We start from the raw sequence: 19,746 nt of genomic DNA, 5'->3' as shown, positions 1-19,746 counted from the left end.
GTCGGTGTCAGGGCGCGCCAAGGAGCCGGAGCGGTGGCGCGGCGGCTCGGTGGGTGGGGTGAGTTTAGGAGAACGCGGGCGGGCCGCGGCGGATGACGGGGGCGCTCAGGACGAGCCGGTTGAGGTGCTCGGCGGTGGTGCCGTGGGCGGCGCGGCGATGGGCCAGCGAGCCGGAGTGCAGGGCATTGGCAGCGGCCCGCAGCCCGGCGGCGTGGCTGCCGGTGAGCAGGGCCTCGCAGCAGCGGGCGAGGAGCACGCGTGCGGCCGAGACCGCTCGGCGCACGGCATGCCAGCTCGTGCTCAGGCGCACCCCGGCGCCAATGATCAAGGCGTCCAGAATGCGCCGCTGCGTGTGCTCCGTGGCGCGCAGCCACGCGAACGTGCCGGCGCCGGCGACGAGGTGCATGAACAGCATGAGGTGCCCGTGCGCGTGAATCGCTTGGGCGGCCTGCAGGGAGTAGATGACGTGCTGCACGATCTCCGCGGCGGTGACGGCCATGGCCACGGTGAGGCCGGTGGCGCGGCGCCCGCCGAGGGCCCAGCACAGCGGGATGGCTAGGGCGAAGGACGCGGCCAGCAACCAGACGTGGGGGAACTCGCCGCCGCCCAATTGGTGGGCGCACGCGGTGGCCACCGTGCTGAGCGCGGCCGCGGCGACGGCGCGGTGCCAGCGGGCCCGCCGTTGCCTCATGCTGCCTCCGTTATGCCGTAAACCTGTGCCGTGAATCCGCGTCGCCGTCATTCTACTGCCGGTAGAAGTCGGAGTCGAAGCCCGGGGCTACAACGCGGAGAGCTCGGCGCCGAGTTCCTTCACCGACGGATAGGTGAGGTCCGGGCGGAACGGGAACGCGGCGACGTCGTTCTGCTGCGTGATCCCGGAGTGCACCAGGACGGTGAGCAGTCCGGCCTCCATGCCGGCGATGATGTCCGTGTCCATGCGGTCGCCGATCATCGCCGTGGTCTCCGAATGCGCGTCGATCCGGTTCAGGGCCGAGCGGAACATCATGGGGTTCGGCTTGCCCACCACGTAGGGCTGCTTGTTGGTGGCCGAGGTGATGAGGGCGGCGATCGCGCCGGTCGCGGGCAGCAGGCCCTCGGCGGAGGGGCCGGTCGCGTCCGGGTTGGTGGAGATAAAGCGCGCCCCCGACTCGATCAGCCGGATGGCGCGGGTGATCGCCTCAAAGGAGTAGGTGCGGGTCTCGCCCAGCACCACAAAGTCCGGGTCCCGGTCCGTCATGATGAAGCCCGCGTCGTGCAGCGCCGTGGTCAGGCCCGCCTCGCCGATGACGTAGGCCCGCCCGCCCGGAGACTGCCGGCGCAGGAACTCCGCCGTGGCCAGAGCCGACGTCCAGATGTTCTCCTCCGGGATATCGAGGCCGGAAGAGGCCAGCCGGGCGCGCAGATCCCGCGGCGTGTAGATCGAATTGTTGGTCAGCACCAAGAAGCGCTGGCCGCGGCTGCGCCAGCCGTCGATCAGCTCGGCCGCGCCGTCGATCGCCTGATTCTCGTGGACCAGGACGCCGTCCATGTCGGTCAGCCAGCAGTCGATGTTGCCGACGGAGCGCTCGGTCCAATCCGGGGTCTTCGCGGTCATGGCGGGTCCTCTCGCGAGTCATGGTTTCCTGCCGCCGTTCCGGCCGCGGGCCGGGGCGGTGGCGTAGCAGTCTCTGGGGCCTCACAGTACCCTGCGCTAGTGGTGGGGCGCGGGTGCGCGGAGCTTTAGGTGAAGACGTTGCGCTGGGTGCCGAGGCCCTCGATCTCCGTTTCCAGCACGTCGCCGGCCGCCAGCCAGGGGCGGCGACCGGTCTCCGGGTCCTTACGGCCCAGCGCGACGCCGGCCGGGGTGCCCGTGAGGATCAAGTCGCCCGGGCGGAGCGTGACGAGCGTGGAGCAGTAGGCCACGAGCTCCTCCGGGGTGAAGATGAGGTCTCCCGTTGAGTCCTGCTGAACCACCTCGCCGTTGACCCGAGTGCGCAAGGAGCCGCCGGGCGTGAACGCGTCCGCGGTGACCAGGTAGGGTCCCAGCGGGGTGGAGGCCTCCCAGCACTTTCCCTGCGTCCACTCCGAGGTCCGGCCCTGCCAGCCGCGCATCGACACGTCGTTGGCCACCGCGTACCCGGCGATCGCGGCCGCGGCGTCGGAGGCCGGGATCCGGCGCCCGCCCTCGCCGATGACGACGGCCAGCTCGCCTTCCCAGTCGATCCGGTGTTCCTCGGCCGGAATCTCGATCGAGTCACCGGCGCCGCAGAGGGTGTCGGCAAACTTGGTGAAGAGGGTGGGGTACTGCGGGAGCTCGTTGCCCGTTTCCGCCGCGTGATTGCGGTAGTTGAGGCCGACGCAGAAGATCTTGGACGGGTGCGGGATGACGGGGGCGAAGTCGCCCGGTGCGGCCGGGGCCGGCTTCGCCTCCAGCGCCGCACCGCACGCCAAACGGCGCGTCTCGGCGTCGGCGGCGAGCAGGCCCGCCACGTCGTCGTACCCCTGAACTTCGTGGGCGCCGTCGTCGGTGATGACCGCGGCGAAGGTGGCGGACGAGCCCGGCCGGCGCAGGGTGGCAAATTTCATGGCACCATCTCAACACACCCGGCGGTCTCAGGGGGAGGGCGGCGGCGTGTACCCCGAGTACAGGTACGGGGCGTTGAACGGGTGCGGGTAGCCGAAGGGCGGATCGTCGAACCGCGCGCCCTCGGCCACGGAGGGCATGATCGTGAAGATCAGCACGGCGATCGAGCCGCCGGGGATCAGGTTGAGCAGGTACCACCAACCGGAGAATCCGGCGTCGTGCAGCCGGCGAACGCATACGGCTATCGACGGGATGAGCAGCGCGAGTCCGATGGCGAGCAGGCCAACGTACAGGAGGACGACGACGCCGGCCGTGGCCCCGCCGATGAGGGTTCCGGCGGCCGTGCCCTCGTCCGGGTAGGCGCCCAGCGCGCTGGAGGTGAGGCCCACCCCGGCCCCGACGCCGAGCGCGACCACGGTGAAGACCACGGACAGGGCGAGTCCGAGGAGCGCGGAGGCGAGCTGGACCCACCAGTATTCGCTGCGGCTCGCGCGGCCGGAGAAGACGGCGTACTTGGTGAAGAACCGGGCCACGGCTTGCGTCAGCGAGGCGCCGTAGAGGGGCAGGTGCTTCGGCGGCTCCTGCCGCGAGGCCGAAGTAAAGGGTGGGTAGCTCATGCTCTGAGCCTAGGCCGGAGGGTGCCCCGCTGGGGAGTGCTGCGGGCCGTGTGCGACGCCGTGTTGGATCTCACCCAACTTTGCACTTGTGCAATCTTGCATGAGTGCAATAAATTATTGGTTGTGCAAAGCAACGAATCTGAGCCGACGCGTCGCGAACTGAATCGCCGCCAGACGGAGCGGGCGATCCACGACGCGGCCCACGGGATGGCCGCCGAGCACGGCCCGGCCGCCGTGACCGTGGAGGCCGTCGCCGAGGCGGCGGGGATCTCCCGGCGCACCTTTTTCAACTACTTCGCCTCGAAAGAGGACGCGATCCTGGGCATGCGGGTGCCCGAGGTGACGGAGGAAGCCATCGCCCATTTCCGCACGTCCACTGAGGACTTGTTGACCCGGACGGTACGGCTATTGGCCACCTCGCTCGCCGCCTCGGCGATCAGCGGGACGTTCGCCCGGCGCCGCGCCATCATTCAGGCGCACCCGGCGCTGCGCGAGCGGATGATCCAGCACGTCTCCGGAGTGGAGCGCAGCGTCGCCGATGAGCTGGTGCGCGTCGACGGGGCGGCCTCGGCGGATCACTCCGTCGCCGCGGTGGGCCGGCACGACGACGAGGGCCCGCCGGTCACCGAAACTTCCCGGGCACTGCTGCTCTTGGCCGGGGCCATCACGCGCTTTGCCATCGCCAGCTTCCAAGACAGCGCGTCCGACGTGAACGACGTCCAGGAGCTCGAAGCGCACCTGCAGCACGCCATGACACTTTTCCGCGGCCTCGCCGCCACCGAACCGGAGTTGAGAGTATGACCACCACCGCAGAGCCGCAGACCCACGGCGGCAAAAAACACCTCGGCATGATCTTCGCCGCGCTCGTCGTCGCCATGCTCTTGGCCTCGCTGAACCAGACGGTGCTCGCCACGGCGCTGCCCACCATGGTGGGCGAGCTCAACGGCGTCGAGCACATGGCCTGGGTGATCACGGCCTTCATCCTGGCCTCCACCGTGATGATGCCGATCTACGGCAAGCTCGGCGATATGTACGGGCGCAAGCACCTGCTGATCGGAGCGATCGCGGTGTTCGTGGGAGGTTCCGTCATGGGCGCGCTCGCGCAGGACATGAACCTGCTGATTGCCGCCCGCGCCGTGCAGGGCATCGGAGGCGGCGGGCTGATCATTCTCTCCCAGGCCATCATCGCCGACGTGGTCCCTGCCCGCGAGCGCGGCAAGTACATGGGCATCATGGGCGGCGTGTTTGCGGTGTCCTCCGTGGCCGGTCCGCTCCTCGGCGGGTGGCTCACGGAAGGCCCCGGATGGCGGTGGGCCTTCTGGATCAATGTGCCCATCGGCCTCGTGGCGATCGTCGCCGCCGCCGTGCTCATTCACCTGCCGAAGCCTCCGGCGGAGGGGCGCGGCCGGATTGACTACGCGGGTATGGCGCTGCTGGCGGCGGCCACCACGGCCATCGTCCTCATCGCGACCTGGGGCGGCGGCACGTACGCGTGGAGCGATCCCGTGATCCTCTGGCTGATCGGCATCGCCGTGGTGAGCGTGGCCCTGTTCATCTGGGTGGAGTCCCGTGCGGCGGAACCGGTCATCCCGCTCATGCTGTTCCGCAACCGCAACTTCAACCTCGTCACCGTGGCGGGCCTCGCCGTGGGCATCATGATGTTTGGCGCGCTGGGCTACATGCCCACCTACCTGCAGATGGTCACGGGATTTGGCGCCGCGGAGGCGGGCCTGCTGATGATCCCGATGATGGGCGTGATGCTCTGCACCTCCATCATCGTTGGCCGCCGGGTCTCGGCCACGGGACGTTACAAGCGCTACATGGTGGTCGGGTCCCTCGTCATCGGCGCCGGACTGGCCGGCCTGTCCACGGTGCACGCCGACACTCCCATCGTCATGGTCTGCCTCTTCCTCGGCGTCATGGGCCTGGGCCTCGGCTCCACGATGCAGAACCTGACGCTCGTGGCGCAGAACTCCTTCGCGCTGCGGTTCGTGGGCACCGCCACCGCGTCGGTGAACTACTTCCGCCAGGTGGGCGCCACCCTCGGCTCGGCGATTGTTGGCTCCCTCTTCGCGAGCCGGCTGACGTCGGAGCTAGCCAGCAAGCTGCCACCGGAGGCCGCGTCCGCCGGCGCCACGGGCAGTTCCCTGACCCCGGAGCTGGTGACGAGCCTGCCGGAGCCGCTGCACACGCTGATCGTCGAGGCCTATAACCACGCGCTCATGCCGCTGTTCATGTGGATTGCTCCGCTGTCCATCGTGGCCTTCGTTCTCCTGTGCTTCCTGCAGGAGAAGGAGCTGGCCACCAAGCTGGAGCGCTAACCGCACAGGAGGCGGCGCTAGACTCGGCCGGAGTCCGCTCTTTGGAGGTCACGATGCCGCAGCTGCCGCGCCGCCTCGTGCTCTTGGCGTGCCTTGTGGCCGCCGTGCTCATCGCTTGCCTGCCGCACGCGAGCGGCGAATCGCTGCCTGCTGGCTCCCACGATGCCGGCCGCTCCGCAGTCGGCGCTCACGCGGGCGTCGGGCAGCAGGGTGCAGCCCAGCACCTCGCCGCCCCGCCCCAGGGGGAGGCGGCGCGGGCGCACGACGGCGTCGTGGCCACTGCCGCTCAGGGCTGCGCCGAGCGCTGCGCGGACCAAACCGCCGCGGCCGCGATCGCTTGCGTGATGGCTGCCGTCGCCACCCTCGGCGCGCTTTCCCTGCTGCGCCGCAGGCCAGTGCTCTCCCCGCCGCTGCGCAGCCTCCGGGCGGGAGCCGTCCGGGTGCTCACTCCCGCCCCGCCGCGTCCGCCCTCGCTCGTGGCCTTGGGGATCAGTCGAACGTAGAAGCGTGTCCCTTCGCCCCGCACCGCCCCGCCGTTCTATGCGCCGCGGTCAGCGGGCGCTTTCGCACGCCACCTCGACTTCAAGGAGTACCACCATGCCTTCATTGACCCTGCCATCACTGTCCCGTTCCACCCGCGCCGTGCTTCCCGCCGCGCTCTCTGCCCTGTTGCTGTCCTCGTGCGCCGCCGGGAGCCCCGGCGCGGGCCAGGCCGCCACCAGCGCGCCCGCCACCTCCGCGTCGGTCCAGCCGGCCCCGCCGAGCCAGTCCGAGGCGGACAGCACCCACGGCCCCGCCGACGTCGGGCACATCCACGGCATCCACCCGGACGGGGATCGCCTGCTGATCGCCACCCATCACGGCCTCTTCGTCGCGGGCCTGGAGGGAATGAGGTCGGATGGGACGCTGCCCGGCGGGGGCGGCCCCACCCCGCGCGGCCCGCAGATCGACCTCATGGGCTTCGCCGCCAGCGATGAGGCGCTCTACGCGTCCGGTCACCCGGGCGCCGGGAGTGAGTTGCCGAACCCGGTGGGCCTCATGAGGTCCACGGACGACGGCGCGACGTGGGAGCCGCTCTCCCGTGCCGGCGAATCCGATTTTCACGCCCTGACCACCACGGATGGCGCCGTCGTGGGGTTTGACGGGAACTTGGCCCGCACCCAAGACGGCGTCGAGTGGGAGGCGGTGGACGGCCCAGATGCCTTCGCGCTGGCCGGGCACCCGGCCGGGCCGACCGTGCTGGCCACGACGCCGGATGGGCTGTGGGTCTCCGAGGACGCTGGCCAGACGTGGGCCGCGGCCGCCAGCCAGCCGGATGAGGTGCTGCAGTTCGTGACCTTCGCCGACGCGGACACGGCCGTGGGAATCGCGCCCGACGGCTCCGTCCACGTCAGTGAGGACGCCGGGGCCAGCTGGGAGGAGCGCGGCTTGGCCGGATCCGCCCCGTCCGCCGTCGCTGCCCAGGTGCGCGAGGGCCAACTGCATGTGTGGGCTGCCGTGGGCACCGCCGTCGTGCACTCTGACGACGGCGGTGCGAGATTCAGCTAATCGCGGCGTGACGGGCCAGCTCAGGCCATCGTCAGCCCACCGCTGACCGAGAGCGTCTGGCCCGTCACGTACCCGGCCTCCGGCGAGGCAAAGTAGGCGACGGCGCCGGCTAGGTCCTCCGGTTGGGCCAAGCGGCGCAGGGGGATCGCCTTGATGAGCGCCTCCCGGAGCTTGGGGCTGTCCGCGCTGATCGAGTCGAACAGGGGCGTGTCCGCCGGCCCCGGGCAGACGCAGTTCGCGGTGATCTGGTGGCGGGCCACCTCCCGGGCGAGCGTCTTGGTAAAGGCAATCACCCCGCCTTTCGCCGCCGAGTACACCGCCTCACCGGTGGATCCCACGCGCCCGGCGTCCGAGGCGACGTTCACGATCCGGCCGCTGAAGTGCGGCTCCTCTTCCCGCTGGCCGATCATGACGGGGGTCACCGCGTGGCAGAGGTTCAGCGTCCCGTACAGGCTGATCCCGATGATCCGCTCCCACAGGTCCGGGTCCGTGTCGAGGAACGGGCCGACCTTGTCCCAGCCGGCGTTGTTGACCAGCACGTCGATGCGCCCGTAGTCCTTGAGGATGGCATCGACGGCGGCGTCCACGGACGTCTGGTCCGCCACGTCGGTGGCGTGGGCCGTGTGCCGGGCCGCGCCGACGCGCGGCAGGTGCGCGGCGGCGTCGTACCCGGCCTGTTCATTGATGTCGAGAACGACGACGCTGGCGCCGGTGCGGGCGAGGGCCTCGGCGACGCCGCGGCCGATCCCGCTGCCGGCCCCCGTGACGATGGCGACGCGGCTGGTGGGTTCTGAGTGGCTCATGTGCGGTCCTCTCTGCGGTGGTGGGGCGAGGGGTGGATGATGCGGGCGGGCCTAGGGGGCGAACTCGCGGCCCACCCGGTGCCGGGCGATGATCATCTTCATGATCTGCGCGGTGCCGTCGCCGATTTGCAGGCCGAGCACGTCCCGCAGCCGCTGCTCAAACGGCAGCGTGCGGGTGTAGCCCAGCTGGCCGTGGAGCAGGAGGCAATCGTTGATCGCCTCATACGCCGTCTTGGGGGCCAGCCACTTGCACATGGCGGCCTCGGCCGTGTGCGGCTGGCCCTGGTCCTTGAGCCAGAGCGTGCGCAAGCAGAGCAGCCGGGCGGCCTCGATGGTGGTTTCCGCCTCCGCGATGGGGAACGCGACTCCCTCGAAGGAGGAGAGCGGCTGGTCGAAGGCCAAGCGGCCGCGCGTGTACTGCCACGTCTCCGCGACGGAGGCCGAGGCGGGGGCCAGGCACTGCAGGCCGATGAGCGCGCGGGAGAAGTCGAACCCCTGCATGACCTGGATGAACCCCTGACCCTCGGCGCCGACGACGGCGTCCTCGGGGACCCAGGCGTTCTTTAGGTGGACCAGGCCGCGGCCCACGGCGCGCGTGCCCAGATCATCAATACGCTCGCGCCGCGCGGTGCCCGCCTCCTCCAGCTCCGCGAGGTCCAGCAGGAAGGCCGTGATGCCGCGCCCGCGCCCGGCGTCCGGGTCCGTTCGGGCGAAGACGACGGCGGCCGCCGCGTCCAGCGCAAAGGACATGGACTTGGTGCCGGTGAGCACCCAGCCGCCACGCTCGCGGTGCGCGCACAGGGCGGGATTACCGGCGTCGGAACCCGCGGTGGGCTCGGAGAGGCCGATGCCCACCCGGGCCGTGCCGGCGGTGATGGCGGGCACCCAGCGGCGGGCGGCGGCGTCGTGCGCGTGACGGGAGAGGATGTGCCCGGCGAGGGAGCCGATGATCTGGAGGTAGGCCACGTTGAAGTCGCCGCGGGCGATTTCCTCGGTGACCAGGCCCGAGGTGAGGTGACCGGCGTCCTGGCCGCCGAGCTCGGTGGGCAGCTCCGGGGCGATCAGCCCGCGCGCGCCGATTTCTGCGGCCAACTCGGGATCGATCCGCCCGTCGCGCTCGCGGGCGGCGTAGTCCGGGGCGATGAGCGCGGCGACCTCGCGGGCCGACGCCGCGAACCGTTCCTGATCCGCCGTGAGTGCGAAGTCCATGTCCCTCCCGTGCCCGGCCGTGGTGGGGCCGCGCGGTCTGCCAGCGGGCGGGATGGCCGCTCACGCCGGTGTGATGCAGGTTACAGTCAAACGTTAGCACTCATTAACGTCAGTGTGGTGCCCCCGCGGCCCTTCGCCGCTGGGCGTGCGTGTGCCATGCTGGGCATCACCCGCCGCTGCGAAGGAGCCCTACTCATGAGCGATGTCCACCCGCCGTCCGCTGAGCGGCTCGCAGAGCACTACCGCACCGCCGACCCCGGGATCCTCGAGGAGCTGGCCGGGGCCCACCGCGCCGCCAGCTTCTTCACGGCCCGCGTGAACGAGCTGCGGGACTCGCAGCTGGCCGGCGACTCGCTGTTGCCAGGGTGGACGCGGGCGCACGTGGTGGCGCACGTCGGCTACAACGCCTACGCGCTGGCTCGGCTGGCCACGTGGGCGGAGACCGGCGTGGAGACGCCCATGTACGCGTCCGCCGAGGCGCGGGACGCGGAGATCGAGGCGGGCTCCGCGATGGAGCCGGGCTCGCTCCACTTCCTGAACGAGGACGCCCAGCGCCAGCTCGAGGAGCACTGGCAGCGCCTCGACGACGCCGCGTGGAACGCCTCGGTCCGCACTCGCCACGGCGCCGAGATCACGGCCCGCACCACCCTCTGGATGCGTGCCCGCGAACTCTGGCTCCATGCCGTGGACCTGAACAACGGGACCGGGGCCGGGGATCTGCCAGAGCCGGTCCTCGAGCGCCTGCTCGCCAACGTCCAGGCTGCGTGGGCGGACCGTGAGGAGTCGCGGGCCCTGCGCCTGCTGCCCGCGTCGGCTGGGCCCGATGGCTCCGCCACACGAGGCGCAGCGGACGCGTTTGCGGCCGCGAGCGATGTCACCGTGGTGACGGGGCCGCTGCCCGAGCTGACGGCCTGGGCCACCGGGCGCTCGCCGAGCACGCAGGCGCTGACGTTCGACGGTGCTGGCTGGAACGCCGGCTCGGCCGGGCCGGCCCCGCGCTGGCTGTGAGGCCGCCGAGGGTGGTGGCGCACCTCTAGGTGCCGGCGCTCAGTTCCTTCCAGGTGCGGACCAGCTGGCTGAACTCCGTGACCTGAACCAGCACGTGGTCCCGCGCCGCGTTCTCCGCGGATTCGGCGTCCCCGGCGCGGATCGCGTCGGCGATCTGGCGGTGCTCGGCGAGGGAGCGGCGCATGCGGTCCGGCACCCGCAGCTGGAGTCGCCGATAGGGCTGCAGGGCGCGCTTAAGTGCGTGGGCCTGGGTGCCCAGATATTCGTTCCCGCTGGAATCGTAGATGATCCCGTGGAAGCGGGCATTGGCGTAGTAGTACTCGTCCGCGTCCCCGGTGGCCACGTGGTCCTCGCACTCGCGCAGCGCGGCGTCGAGCCCGGACAGCCCCGCGGCGTCGATCCGCCGCGCGCACAGCCGGGCGGCCATGCCCTCCAGCTCGGCCATCACCTCAAACCGCTCCGCGAGCTCCGGCAGCCCCAGCTCGGTGACGTACGTGCCCTGCTTAGGGCGAATCCGCACCAGCCCGGAACGCTCGAGCGCCTGTAGGGCCTCCCGGACCGGGGTCCGCGAGCACCCAAATTCCTGCTCAATCTGGGCGGGGTCGAGGCGATCGCCGGGCCGGTGTCGCCCGTCGACGATCGCGTTCTCAAGGGCATCCCGCACGCGCTGGGATTCCGGGACTCTGCTCACGTGGTACCTCCGGGAATCAGGATAGCCGCACCACAGGACTGTGGTGTGGGTCACGTTTCTGCTGTACGGTGTCCCTTATATATATCAGCGAACATGATGTGTATCACGTTGACGACGAGGGAGAACGGCATGGTGCAGCACCCCCACGGCCCGCTTGAGCGGCTGCTCGCGGACTGTCAGGACCTGATGTCGGGCAGTGGCGAGGCCGCGCTGGCCCCCGTGGCTGCTCGCGCGCTCGAGGCCTACGCCGAGCTCGACGACGCCGCTCGGCTCACCTTCTTCACGGCCCTCGTGGAGCACTACGACGTCGACCCGGACCGGGTGCGCGAGGCCTACCAGCGCTGGGAGACGGCCTCGGCGGACGGCACGGCGGCGGAGGAGACCTCGCGGCTGTTCGACGTCGTCGAGCCGGCCCGGCAGCAATTGCTGCGCCGGATGAACTACGCCCCGCTGGGCACGCTGGGGCTGGTGCGGATGCGCGCCGACGTGCGGACCCTGCTGCGGCGCCACCCGCAGCTGCGGCCGCTGGATCACGACCTGCACCACCTGCTCTCCTCGTGGTTCAACCGCGGATTCCTGCGCATGGTGGAGGTGGAGACGGGCTCCCCGGAGCAGGTCCAGGCCCACCTGCTGCACTACGAGCGCGTGCATCCCATGGTCAGCCGCGAGGAGCTGCGCCGCCGGATCGACCCGGCGGACCGCCGCGTTTACGCGTTCTTCCACCCCGCCACCGGGGATGTCCCGCTGGTGTTTGTGGAGGTGGCGCTGGTGGCCGGCGCCCCGGACCGGATCGAGCCCCTGCTCGCAGCCGCCGATGGCGGAACGGCCCGCACGGCGGTCCTCGACCCGGCCGCGGCGGACACCGCTGCGCTCTACTCCATTAACAACGCGCTCGACGGCCTCGCGGGGGTCCACTTCGGCGCCCACCTCATCAAGCAGGTCGTGGAGCAGATCTCCAGCGAGCTGCCGCACGTGCGCCACTTCGTGACCCTCTCGCCGATCCCCGGCTTCCGCCGGTGGCTCGAGGATCAGGCGGGCCGTGACCACGAGCTGGCCACGCTCTGGGAGGCGGTGCGCGAGGCCGCGAGACCCGCGGCGCTCGACGGCGACGTCCGCCCGGCGCTGCTGGCCGCCGTCGAACGCTATCTCACCGTCGAGGTGAACGACGCCGGGCGCCCGGTGGATCCCGTGGCGCGCTTCCATTTGGGCAACGGCGCCACCGCCTGGCGGCTGAACTGGGCCGCCAACCACTCGTCCGCGGCGTGGGAGCAGTCCTTCGGCGTGATGATCAACTACCGCTACCCGGGCGTCAGCGCCCCGCAACACGACGCTTTAGAGAGAGGAAACTCCACCATGAACCAAGACTTCACGAGCATTTACGAGGCGTTCGTTCAGCACGCCAGCCAGGACCCGGAGCGCGTGCTCTTCCACCTCGAGGACGGCTCCACGCGCAGCTACGGGGACACCCTGTCCACGGCGCGGCGGATCGCCAGCCAGCTGGCCGCGGATGGCGTCCTGCGCGGGGACCGCGTGGCGGTGCAGGTGGAGAAGTCGCCGGAGGCCGTGGCGCTGTACCTCGCCACGCTGCAGCTCGGCGCGGTGTTCCTGCCGCTGAACACGGCCTACACGGGCAGCGAGATCGACTACTTCGTCGGCGACGCCGAGCCGCGGGTGTTCGTCTGCTCGCCGGGCGCGGCGGACGATCACGCCCATCGCGCCTCGGAGGCCTTGACCCTAGAGACGCTGTCCGCCGACGGCGCCGGCTCGCTACTCGACGCTGCCGAGGAGCGGACCGAAACCGCCACCGTGGGCCCCGACGACCTGGCCTCCATCCTCTACACCTCCGGCACCACGGGGCGGTCCAAGGGCGCCATGCTCACGCACGGCAACCTCGCCTCCAACTGCGCCGCGCTGCTGGACGAATGGCGCTACACCAGCGCAGACCGGCTCATTCACGCGCTGCCGATCTTCCACATCCACGGCCTGTTCGTGGCGGCGAACATGACGCTGGTGGCCGGCGCTTCGATGGACTTTCTCACCAAGTTCGACGCGGAGAAGATCCTGAACCGCTTCGAGCACGCCACCGTCTTGATGGGCGTGCCGACCTTCTACACCCGTCTACTGGCCAACGAGCGGCTCACGGCTGAGGCGTGCTCCTCGATGCGCCTCTTCGTCTCCGGATCGGCGCCGCTGCTGGCCAGTGATCACGAGGCGTTTGCGGAACGCACCGGACACGCCATCCTGGAGCGCTACGGCATGACGGAGACGGGAATGAACGCGTCCAATCCGTACTCGGGGGACCGCAAGCCGGGCACCGTCGGCCTGCCGCTGCCCGGCGTCGAGCTGCGCGTGACGGACCGGGAGACGGGGCAGACGTTGCCGGACGGCGAGGTGGGCCTGCTGGAGGTCCGTGGCCCCAACGTTTTCGCCGGGTACTGGCGCATGCCGGAGAAGACGGCCGCGGAGTTCCGCGAGGACGGGTTCTTCATCACCGGGGACATGGCCCGGATCGACTCCTCCGGCTACGTGAGCATCGTGGGCCGAGACAAGGACCTCATCATTTCCGGCGGATTCAACGTCTATCCCAAGGAGATCGAGGTGCTTTTGGACGCGTGCGACGGCGTCCTGGAGTCCGCCGTCGTCGGCGTGCCCCACCCGGATTTTGGGGAGACGGTGGTGGCGGTGCTGGTGCCGCAGCCCGGGCAGGAGCTGGACGGCGAGGCCATCGTGGCCAGCATCTCCGGTGACCTGGCCCGGTTCAAGCAACCGCGGGCCGTGCGCGTGGTGGACGCGCTGCCGCGCAACGTCATGGGCAAGGTGCAAAAGGCCCAGCTCCGCGCCACGTACGCCGAACTCTTCACGGGCGTTTCCGCCTAGTCCCGGCGTTCCAGACAGGAGAAGTCATGGTTCTTTATGGTGTGGCCGCGCTCGCGGCCAGTCTGTTGGCCGGCAAGCTCGTCGGCGATCTCTTGGGTGTGGCGCTGGGCGTCGAATCCAACGTCGGCGGCGTGGGGTTCGCGATGATCATGCTGATCATCGTCACGGACCGCCTGCGGAAAAAGGGGCACTTCCCCGAGGCCTCGGAGCAGGGCGTCTTGTTCTGGAGCGCCATGTACATCCCCATCGTGGTGGCCATGGCCTCCACGCAGAACGTCGCCGGGGCGGTGAGCAGCGGCCCCATGGCCATCATCGCCGGGCTGGCCGCGCTCGTGGCTGGCGCTGTCCTGGTCCCGGTCCTGTCCCGCATCGGGGCGCCCGCCGAACCGCTGCCGCCGGTCGATGAAGAAGAGAAGCAGGTGGTCTAGGCGATGGAACTGGTGCTGGAACTCTTCGAGAAGAATGGCCTGCTTGTGGCCTTTGCCCTAGTCGGGGCGCTGACGCTCTTCGCCGGCTGGCTGTCCAAGACGCTGACCAACGGCCGGCTGCACGGATCCGCCATCGCGATTCTGCTGGGGCTGGTGCTCTCCTACGTCGGCGGCGTGACCACCGGAGGCGAAGACGGCCTCGCCGACGTGGCCCTGTTCTCCGGCCTCGCCGTCATGGGCGGGTCCATGCTGCGCGACTTCGCGATCGTCGCGACCGCCTACGGTGTGAATTTGGACGAGATTCGGCGGGCCGGGCTGGCGGGCGGGTTGTCCGTGGTGGTGGGTGTGGTGGCCTCCTTCGTGGTGGGCGCCGCCGTCGCCATGCTGTTTGGCTACACCGACGCGGTGTCCGTGACGACGATCGGGGCCGGCGCCGCCACCTACATCGTGGGGCCCGTGACGGGCACGGCGGTGGGCGCGACCTCCGAGGTGATTGCGCTCTCCGTCGCTGCTGGCCTGGTCAAAGCCGTGGTGGTCATGATCGGCACGCCCTTCATGGCCAAGGCGATCGGGCTCAACAATCCCAAGTCGGCGATGGTCTTTGGCGGCGTCATGGGCACCACCTCCGGCGTGGCCGGCGGCTTGGCGGCGACCGACAAGCGGCTGGTGCCCTACGGCGCCATGACGGCGACGTTCTACACGGGCGTGGGCTGCCTGCTCTGCCCGTCCGTGCTGTTCTTCGCCGTCCGCGCCATCACGGGCGGCTGACGCGCAACTCCCAGCGAGCTCCCAACGTTCTTGGGAGTTGGGCGCTCGCGGGTACCTCCTAGTCAGGAAAGCTTTCCGAGGATCTTCGGGCCTCTCAACCTATTGTGTGGGCGGCTCGGCGTAGCGTAAATGCTGCAACCGCTTCCCGGTTGCGCTGCGGCCCACCGCCGGTTCGTTGGGGGATCCTCACCGGTCACGCGGACGCAGCGGGAAGCCCGGACTCTTGTGGCTGGGCTTCCCATCTCACAGCCGCTGGCGGGCTGGGGCATCGTGCGTGCCATGCCTTCGTCCCAGCCCGTCAGCACCTGCCGCAGTGAGCACCCCGGGGACGCCGCTACGCAACGCATTTGGCAAACGCGGGTGTTTTGGTTGAAGATACAAGCACTGGATTTGGCGCGTGGCGTCGATCACATCTGGCGGGGAGCGAAGTGCTTGGGGGCGTTCTCCGCCAGAGCCGTCTCTAGGCCGCGTAGCCGTTCGGGTTGGCAGACTGCCAGCGCCAGTGGTCCGCGCACATCGTCTCGATGGTCCGGGAGGCCTGCCAGCCCAGCTCCTCCTTGGCCTTGGATGCGTCCGCCCAGAACGCGGGCAGGTCGCCAGCGCGGCGCGGGGCAAACTCGTACGGCAGGGTCTTCCCACAGGCCGCCTCGAACGCCCGCAGCATCTCCAGCACAGACGTACCGGCGCCGCCGCCGAGGTTCCAGCGGTGCACGCCGGGATGTTCGGTGACGTACTCCAGCGCGGCGAGGTGCCCCTCGGCGAGATCCACCACGTGAATGTAGTCCCGCAAGCACGTGCCGTCCTGGGTGTCATAGTCGTCGCCGAAAATCTGCAGCTTCTCCCGCCGGCCCACGGCCACCTGGGCGATGAACGGCATGAGGTTATTCGGGATCCCCTGCGGATCCTCGCCGATGCGCCCCGACTCGTGCGCGCCCACCGGGTTGAAGTAGCGCAGCAGGCCAATCCGCCAGGCATCGTCGGCGGCGCCGATGTCCGTGAGGATGTCCTCGATCTGCTCCTTGGTGCGGCCATACGGGTTCATGGCGCCGATCTCCATGTCCTCCGTGTATGGGTATGGGTTGCGGTCCCCATACACCGTCGCCGAGGAGGAGAACACCATGGACTTCACGCCAAAGCGCGCCATGACGCGCAACAGCGCGACGGTGCCAGCGGTGTTGTTGTAGTAGTAATCCAGCGGGATGCGGGCGGACTCTCCCACGGCTTTCAGGCCCCCGAAGTGGATGACCGCCTCCGGGCGGTGCTCGCTGAACGTGTCCTCCAGCCCTGCCTCATCGGTCAGGTCCACGCGCTCCAACACGGCCCGGCGGCCCGCCAGCTCGCTCACGCGGTGGAGCGACTCCGCCGAGGCGTTCGCCAGGTTGTCGACGACCACCACCTCGTGGCCCGCCTCGAGCAGGGCCAGGGTGGTGTGGGAGCCGATGTAACCGGCGCCGCCGGTGACGAGAATGCGCATGTCAGATACCTCTCAAAGGGTGGATAGGACGGGCGGGAGGGACTGGTGTGTGGGGGAGGGCGCGGGAGCACCCTCCGGTTCTAACCTACGTGGGGAGTCGACGGCTCGGGTGCAATCACCACGGAGACGTCCTGACCTTCCAACTCGGCGCGGGCGGCAGCCGGGAGCGCCGCATCCGTCACGACGGTGTCCACGCGGTTCAGCTCCGCGATGCTGTGGAGGCCGGTGAGGCCCCATTTGGTGTGGTCCGCGACGACGACGGTGCGGGCGGCCGCGGCGAGCAGGGCGCGGGAGAGTTGGGCCTCGAGGCCATTGGGCGTGGTAAGCCCGCGCTCGGCGCTGATGCCGTGGGCGCCAAGGAAAAAGGCATCCACGTTGAGCCCACGGACCGATTCCAGCGCGATCGGCCCCACCAAGGCGTCCGACGGCGTGCGCTCACCCCCGGTGAGGATCACCGTACGGCCGGGGGAATCGGCGGCCCAGAACACCTCGGCGATGCGCGGGGAATTGGTGAGGACAGTCAGGTTCTCGACGGCGGTGAGGTGGTGGGCGAGCGCGAAGGTGGTGGTGCCCGCGGAGAGGGCCACCGAGGATCCGGGCGTGATCAGCGCGGCTGCGGCCGCGGCGATGGCGTCCTTTTCCTCCGTTTGCAGGGCCGACTTGGTGGTGAATCCGGGCTCGGCGCTCGTCGGCGCGCCGCGGCGCATGGCCCCGCCGTGGACCTTGACCAGCACGCCGAGGTGTTCAAGGTAGGTCAGGTCCCGCCGGACGGTCATTTCCGAGACGTCGAGCTCGGCAGCCAGCTCCGCCACCCGGGCCTGCCCATACTGTTCGATGGTGTGCTCTATCAGCTTGCGCCGCTGCTGCGGCAAGATCTCCGTCATGGAGCCTCCTTGCGGTGCCTCGTCGTCGCGATGGTGGGCCGCATTCGCTGAGTCAACTCTTGTGCGGTCGCGCTCGATGTGTCAACCTTAGCCGTGTAAGTTTTTGATTGAAAGTGTTCGGCTGTGATTATTTCAGCCGGCGCCGCCCGTGAGCGTGACCCACCAGCACCAGGAGTTCTGATGTGCCCTTCCGGTTATCAGCCCGCCGAGGCCACCATGGCCGACGGCCGCGAGCTGCTCTATTTCTTTGACGGCGGCGCCACGGGCCCCGTCCCCGCCGTCGATGAGCGGGAGCTGCCGGAGCGCCCGCCGTCCTCCGAGCTGCGCTTCGACCCGTTGTTGGGCGAGTGGATTGCTTTCGCCGCGCACCGCCAGAGCCGCACGCACCTGCCCCCGGCTGACCAGTGCCCGCTCTGCCCCACGTCGGAGGAGAACCCGTCCGAGATCCCGGCCGAACAATACGACGTCGTGGTCTTTGAAAACCGCTTCCCGTCCTTCGGCCCGGACCAGCAGGCGCAGCAGCTCGGCACCCACCTCGGCAGCGTGGACCCGGCCCACGGGCGCTGTGAGGTGGTGACGTTCGGCGCGGACCACACCAGTTCCCTCTCCGGCATGAGCACCGAGCGTGTGCGCACCGTCGTCGAAGCCTGGGCGCACCGCACCGCCGCACTCACAGCGATGGATGGGATCGTGCAGGTCTTCCCGTTCGAGAACCGCGGCGCGGACATCGGTGTCACCCTGCATCACCCCCACGGGCAGATCTACGCCTACCCCTACGTGCCGGCGCGCGTGGCCGCCCAACTGCGGCGCCTGCGCACCCATCGGGAGCAGACCGGGCGCAACCTGTTTGAGGACATTCTGGAGTTTGAGCGGGCGGGCGAGCGCGTGGTGCATCAGGGCGAACACTTCACCCTGTTTGTGCCCTTCGCCGCGCGGATGCCCGTGGAAGTGCACTTGGTCCCGCACCGGCACGTCGCTGATTTTACGGAGCTGACGGAGCCGGAACGCGCCGAGCTCGCGGAGATCTATCACCGCCTGCTGCGGGGGATGGACAACCTCTACACCACGGACACGCCCTACATTGCCGCGTGGTATCAGGCGCCGGCTGGCGCGGACGACGACGGCCGCGCCGACTACCGCCTGCACCTGCAGCTGACCAGCCCGCGCCGGGCGGAGCACAAGCTCAAGTACCTCGCCGGGTCCGAGGCCGCCATGGGGGCCTTCATCGGAGACGTCATGCCGGAGGCCGCGGCGCACGCGCTGCGCGAGGCCATGGGCATCGAGATCGCCGCCGCCGGCGATGAAAGCTATTCGGAGGCCTAGATGAATCACGAGTCAACCGCCGCCCTGACGAACGCGTTCCGCGAGGCCTTTGGTGCGGACCCGGATGGCCTCTGGGCCGCCCCCGGGCGGGCCAATCTGATCGGCGAACACACGGACTACAACGACGGCTTCGTCTTGCCGTTCGCGATCGCCCACAGCGCCCGCGTGGCCGTGCGGCGCACCCGCACCGCCGCGCTGCGGATTGCTGGGCGGCAGGAGGTGGCCGGCGTCCGCGCCGTGGAGATTGACCCGGCCCGGTTGAGCCCCGCGCACGCGGGCGAGGTGCCCGGCTGGTCCCGCTACGTGGCCGGTGCCGTCTGGGCGCTGAACGCGTGGGCCGAGTCGGCTGGTCACGCCTCGCTCTTGGCCGCCGGCGAGGGGTACGACGTCGTGCTGGATTCGGACGTGCCCATCGGCGCTGGGCTCTCCTCCTCGGCGGCGATCGAATGCGCCGTCGTCACGGCGCTCGCCGAGCTCGCCGGGCTCGAGGTCTCCCGAGAGACGCTGGTGCTCATCGCCCAGCGCGCCGAGAATGAGTACGTCGGCGCGCCCACCGGCATCCTGGACCAGTCCGCTTCCCTGTTGGGGCAGAGCGGTGCGGCGTTGTTCCTGGATTGCCGCAGCCGCGCCTCGCGGCCGGTTCCCTTGGCGCTGGAGGAGGCAGGCCTAGAGATCCTGGCCATCGACACCAAGGTCAGCCATGCGCATGAATCGGGCGGCTACGGACAACTGCGTGCGGCCTGCGAGGCCGGGGCGGCCGGGTTGGGGGTTCAGGCCCTGCGCGATGTCTCCGTGGGCGAGCTGGAGGCCGCGCAGGGGCGCCTGGCCCCGGAGGTTTTTGCGCGCGTGAAGCACATTGTCACGGAAAATCAGCGGGTCCTCGACACGGTCGCCGAGCTCGAGGCCGAGCGCGTGGAGTGGGCGGAGGTCGGGCGGCTGCTGACCGCCAGCCACGCCTCCATGCGGGATGACTTCGGCAATTCCTGCCCCGAGATGGATGTGGCCGTGGCCTCGGCGGTGCGCGCGGGCGCTCACGGCGCACGCATGACGGGCGGCGGGTTCGGCGGGACCGCCATCGCGCTGGTGCCGGCCGGGGCGTGCGCAGAGGTGACCGCCGCCGTCGAGCAGGCCTTCGCCCAGCGGGGCTTCACCGCGCCCTCGATCTTCCCGATCCGCCCCTCGGTCGGTGCGCGGAGGCTCGCGGGCTAGGGGGACGCCGTGCAGCGGACTCC

The 19,746-nt window shown here is 70.1% G+C and carries 19 protein-coding genes; 10 read left to right on the top strand and 9 right to left on the bottom strand.

Translation table 11 applies throughout. The annotated features are described in order from the left end of the window. Positions 1-64: 64 nt before the first annotated feature. The 4 genes from IW252_RS06470 to IW252_RS06455 form a co-directional block, all read right to left on the bottom strand. A complete protein-coding gene (locus IW252_RS06470; protein WP_196835812.1) occupies positions 65-691 on the bottom strand; it encodes a hypothetical protein in 627 nt (208 codons plus the stop codon). Positions 692-778: 87 nt separating this feature from the next. Then, positions 779-1,594: an HAD-IIA family hydrolase gene (locus IW252_RS06465; RefSeq protein ID WP_196835811.1), complete on the bottom strand. Its 816-nt coding sequence runs from the start codon at positions 1,592-1,594 to the stop codon at positions 779-781. Between the two features lie 125 nt (positions 1,595-1,719). Continuing rightward, on the bottom strand, positions 1,720-2,565 hold the full coding sequence (locus IW252_RS06460) for a fumarylacetoacetate hydrolase family protein (RefSeq protein ID WP_196835810.1): 846 nt from the start codon (positions 2,563-2,565) through the stop codon (positions 1,720-1,722). Between the two features lie 27 nt (positions 2,566-2,592). Further along, positions 2,593-3,180, bottom strand: coding sequence for a DUF805 domain-containing protein (locus tag IW252_RS06455; protein ID WP_196835809.1), 588 nt, complete (start codon positions 3,178-3,180; stop codon positions 2,593-2,595). A gap of 123 nt (positions 3,181-3,303) precedes the next feature. On the opposite strand from IW252_RS06455, the gene IW252_RS06450 reads away from it, so the two are divergent. The 4 genes from IW252_RS06450 to IW252_RS06435 all read left to right on the top strand — a co-directional run bounded on the left by IW252_RS06450 (position 3,304) and on the right by IW252_RS06435 (position 7,049). Beyond that, the gene (locus tag IW252_RS06450; RefSeq protein ID WP_331271465.1) at positions 3,304-3,981 is read left to right on the top strand and encodes a TetR/AcrR family transcriptional regulator; all 678 of its coding nucleotides are present in this window, start codon (positions 3,304-3,306) and stop codon (positions 3,979-3,981) included. Next, on the top strand, positions 3,978-5,501 hold the full coding sequence (locus IW252_RS06445; RefSeq protein WP_196835808.1) for an MDR family MFS transporter: 1,524 nt from the start codon (positions 3,978-3,980) through the stop codon (positions 5,499-5,501). The genes IW252_RS06450 and IW252_RS06445 overlap by 4 nt, the downstream gene beginning before the upstream one ends. Positions 5,502-5,554: 53 nt before the next feature. Then, positions 5,555-6,004, top strand: a complete 450-nt coding sequence (locus IW252_RS06440) for a hypothetical protein (RefSeq protein ID WP_196835807.1) — start codon at positions 5,555-5,557, stop codon at positions 6,002-6,004. A gap of 94 nt (positions 6,005-6,098) precedes the next feature. Next, positions 6,099-7,049, top strand: a complete 951-nt coding sequence (locus tag IW252_RS06435; RefSeq protein ID WP_196835806.1) for a F510_1955 family glycosylhydrolase — start codon at positions 6,099-6,101, stop codon at positions 7,047-7,049. A gap of 20 nt (positions 7,050-7,069) precedes the next feature. Here the strand turns inward: IW252_RS06435 and IW252_RS06430 are convergent, their stop codons facing one another. Both IW252_RS06430 and IW252_RS06425 read right to left on the bottom strand, forming a co-directional pair. Continuing rightward, the gene (locus IW252_RS06430) at positions 7,070-7,852 is read right to left on the bottom strand and encodes an SDR family NAD(P)-dependent oxidoreductase (protein ID WP_196835805.1); all 783 of its coding nucleotides are present in this window, start codon (positions 7,850-7,852) and stop codon (positions 7,070-7,072) included. A 51-nt stretch (positions 7,853-7,903) separates the two neighbouring features. Then, positions 7,904-9,061 carry an acyl-CoA dehydrogenase family protein gene (locus tag IW252_RS06425; protein WP_196835804.1) on the bottom strand — a complete coding sequence of 386 codons (1,158 nt, stop codon included), beginning with the start codon at positions 9,059-9,061 and terminating at the stop codon, positions 7,904-7,906. Between the two features lie 195 nt (positions 9,062-9,256). On the opposite strand from IW252_RS06425, the gene IW252_RS06420 reads away from it, so the two are divergent. Beyond that, a complete protein-coding gene (locus tag IW252_RS06420; RefSeq protein WP_196835803.1) occupies positions 9,257-10,069 on the top strand; it encodes a maleylpyruvate isomerase family mycothiol-dependent enzyme in 813 nt (270 codons plus the stop codon). A gap of 25 nt (positions 10,070-10,094) precedes the next feature. Here the strand turns inward: IW252_RS06420 and IW252_RS06415 are convergent, their stop codons facing one another. Next, entirely contained in the window at positions 10,095-10,760 is a 666-nt protein-coding gene (locus IW252_RS06415) for a GntR family transcriptional regulator (RefSeq protein ID WP_196835802.1), read from the bottom strand. A gap of 129 nt (positions 10,761-10,889) precedes the next feature. Between IW252_RS06415 and IW252_RS06410 the strand changes: the two genes are divergently transcribed. The 3 genes from IW252_RS06410 to madM are packed head-to-tail and all read left to right on the top strand — an operon-like array spanning position 10,890 to position 14,833. Beyond that, positions 10,890-13,637, top strand: a complete 2,748-nt coding sequence (locus IW252_RS06410; RefSeq protein ID WP_231365934.1) for an AMP-binding protein — start codon at positions 10,890-10,892, stop codon at positions 13,635-13,637. A 26-nt stretch (positions 13,638-13,663) separates the two neighbouring features. After that, positions 13,664-14,065: a malonate transporter subunit MadL gene (gene madL, locus IW252_RS06405; protein WP_196835800.1), complete on the top strand. Its 402-nt coding sequence runs from the start codon at positions 13,664-13,666 to the stop codon at positions 14,063-14,065. A 3-nt stretch (positions 14,066-14,068) separates the two neighbouring features. Further along, complete coding sequence (gene madM, locus IW252_RS06400) at positions 14,069-14,833, top strand: malonate transporter subunit MadM (protein WP_196835799.1); 765 nt, start codon at positions 14,069-14,071, stop codon at positions 14,831-14,833. 460 nt (positions 14,834-15,293) lie between these two features. Here the strand turns inward: madM and galE are convergent, their stop codons facing one another. Further along, the gene (gene galE / locus IW252_RS06395) at positions 15,294-16,307 is read right to left on the bottom strand and encodes a UDP-glucose 4-epimerase GalE (RefSeq protein WP_196835798.1); all 1,014 of its coding nucleotides are present in this window, start codon (positions 16,305-16,307) and stop codon (positions 15,294-15,296) included. A gap of 80 nt (positions 16,308-16,387) precedes the next feature. After that, on the bottom strand, positions 16,388-17,191 hold the full coding sequence (locus tag IW252_RS06390) for a DeoR/GlpR family DNA-binding transcription regulator (RefSeq protein WP_196835797.1): 804 nt from the start codon (positions 17,189-17,191) through the stop codon (positions 16,388-16,390). A gap of 180 nt (positions 17,192-17,371) precedes the next feature. Between IW252_RS06390 and galT the strand changes: the two genes are divergently transcribed. Beyond that, on the top strand, positions 17,372-18,514 hold the full coding sequence (galT, locus tag IW252_RS06385; protein ID WP_196835796.1) for a galactose-1-phosphate uridylyltransferase: 1,143 nt from the start codon (positions 17,372-17,374) through the stop codon (positions 18,512-18,514). Further along, positions 18,515-19,723, top strand: coding sequence for a galactokinase (galK, locus tag IW252_RS06380; RefSeq protein ID WP_196835795.1), 1,209 nt, complete (start codon positions 18,515-18,517; stop codon positions 19,721-19,723). Positions 19,724-19,746: the final 23 nt, after the last annotated feature.

The sequence above is a fragment of the Zhihengliuella flava genome, from assembly GCF_015751895.1.
GTDB lineage: Bacteria > Actinomycetota > Actinomycetes > Actinomycetales > Micrococcaceae > Zhihengliuella > Zhihengliuella flava.
This window is presented reverse-complemented; position numbering and strand designations above follow the sequence as displayed.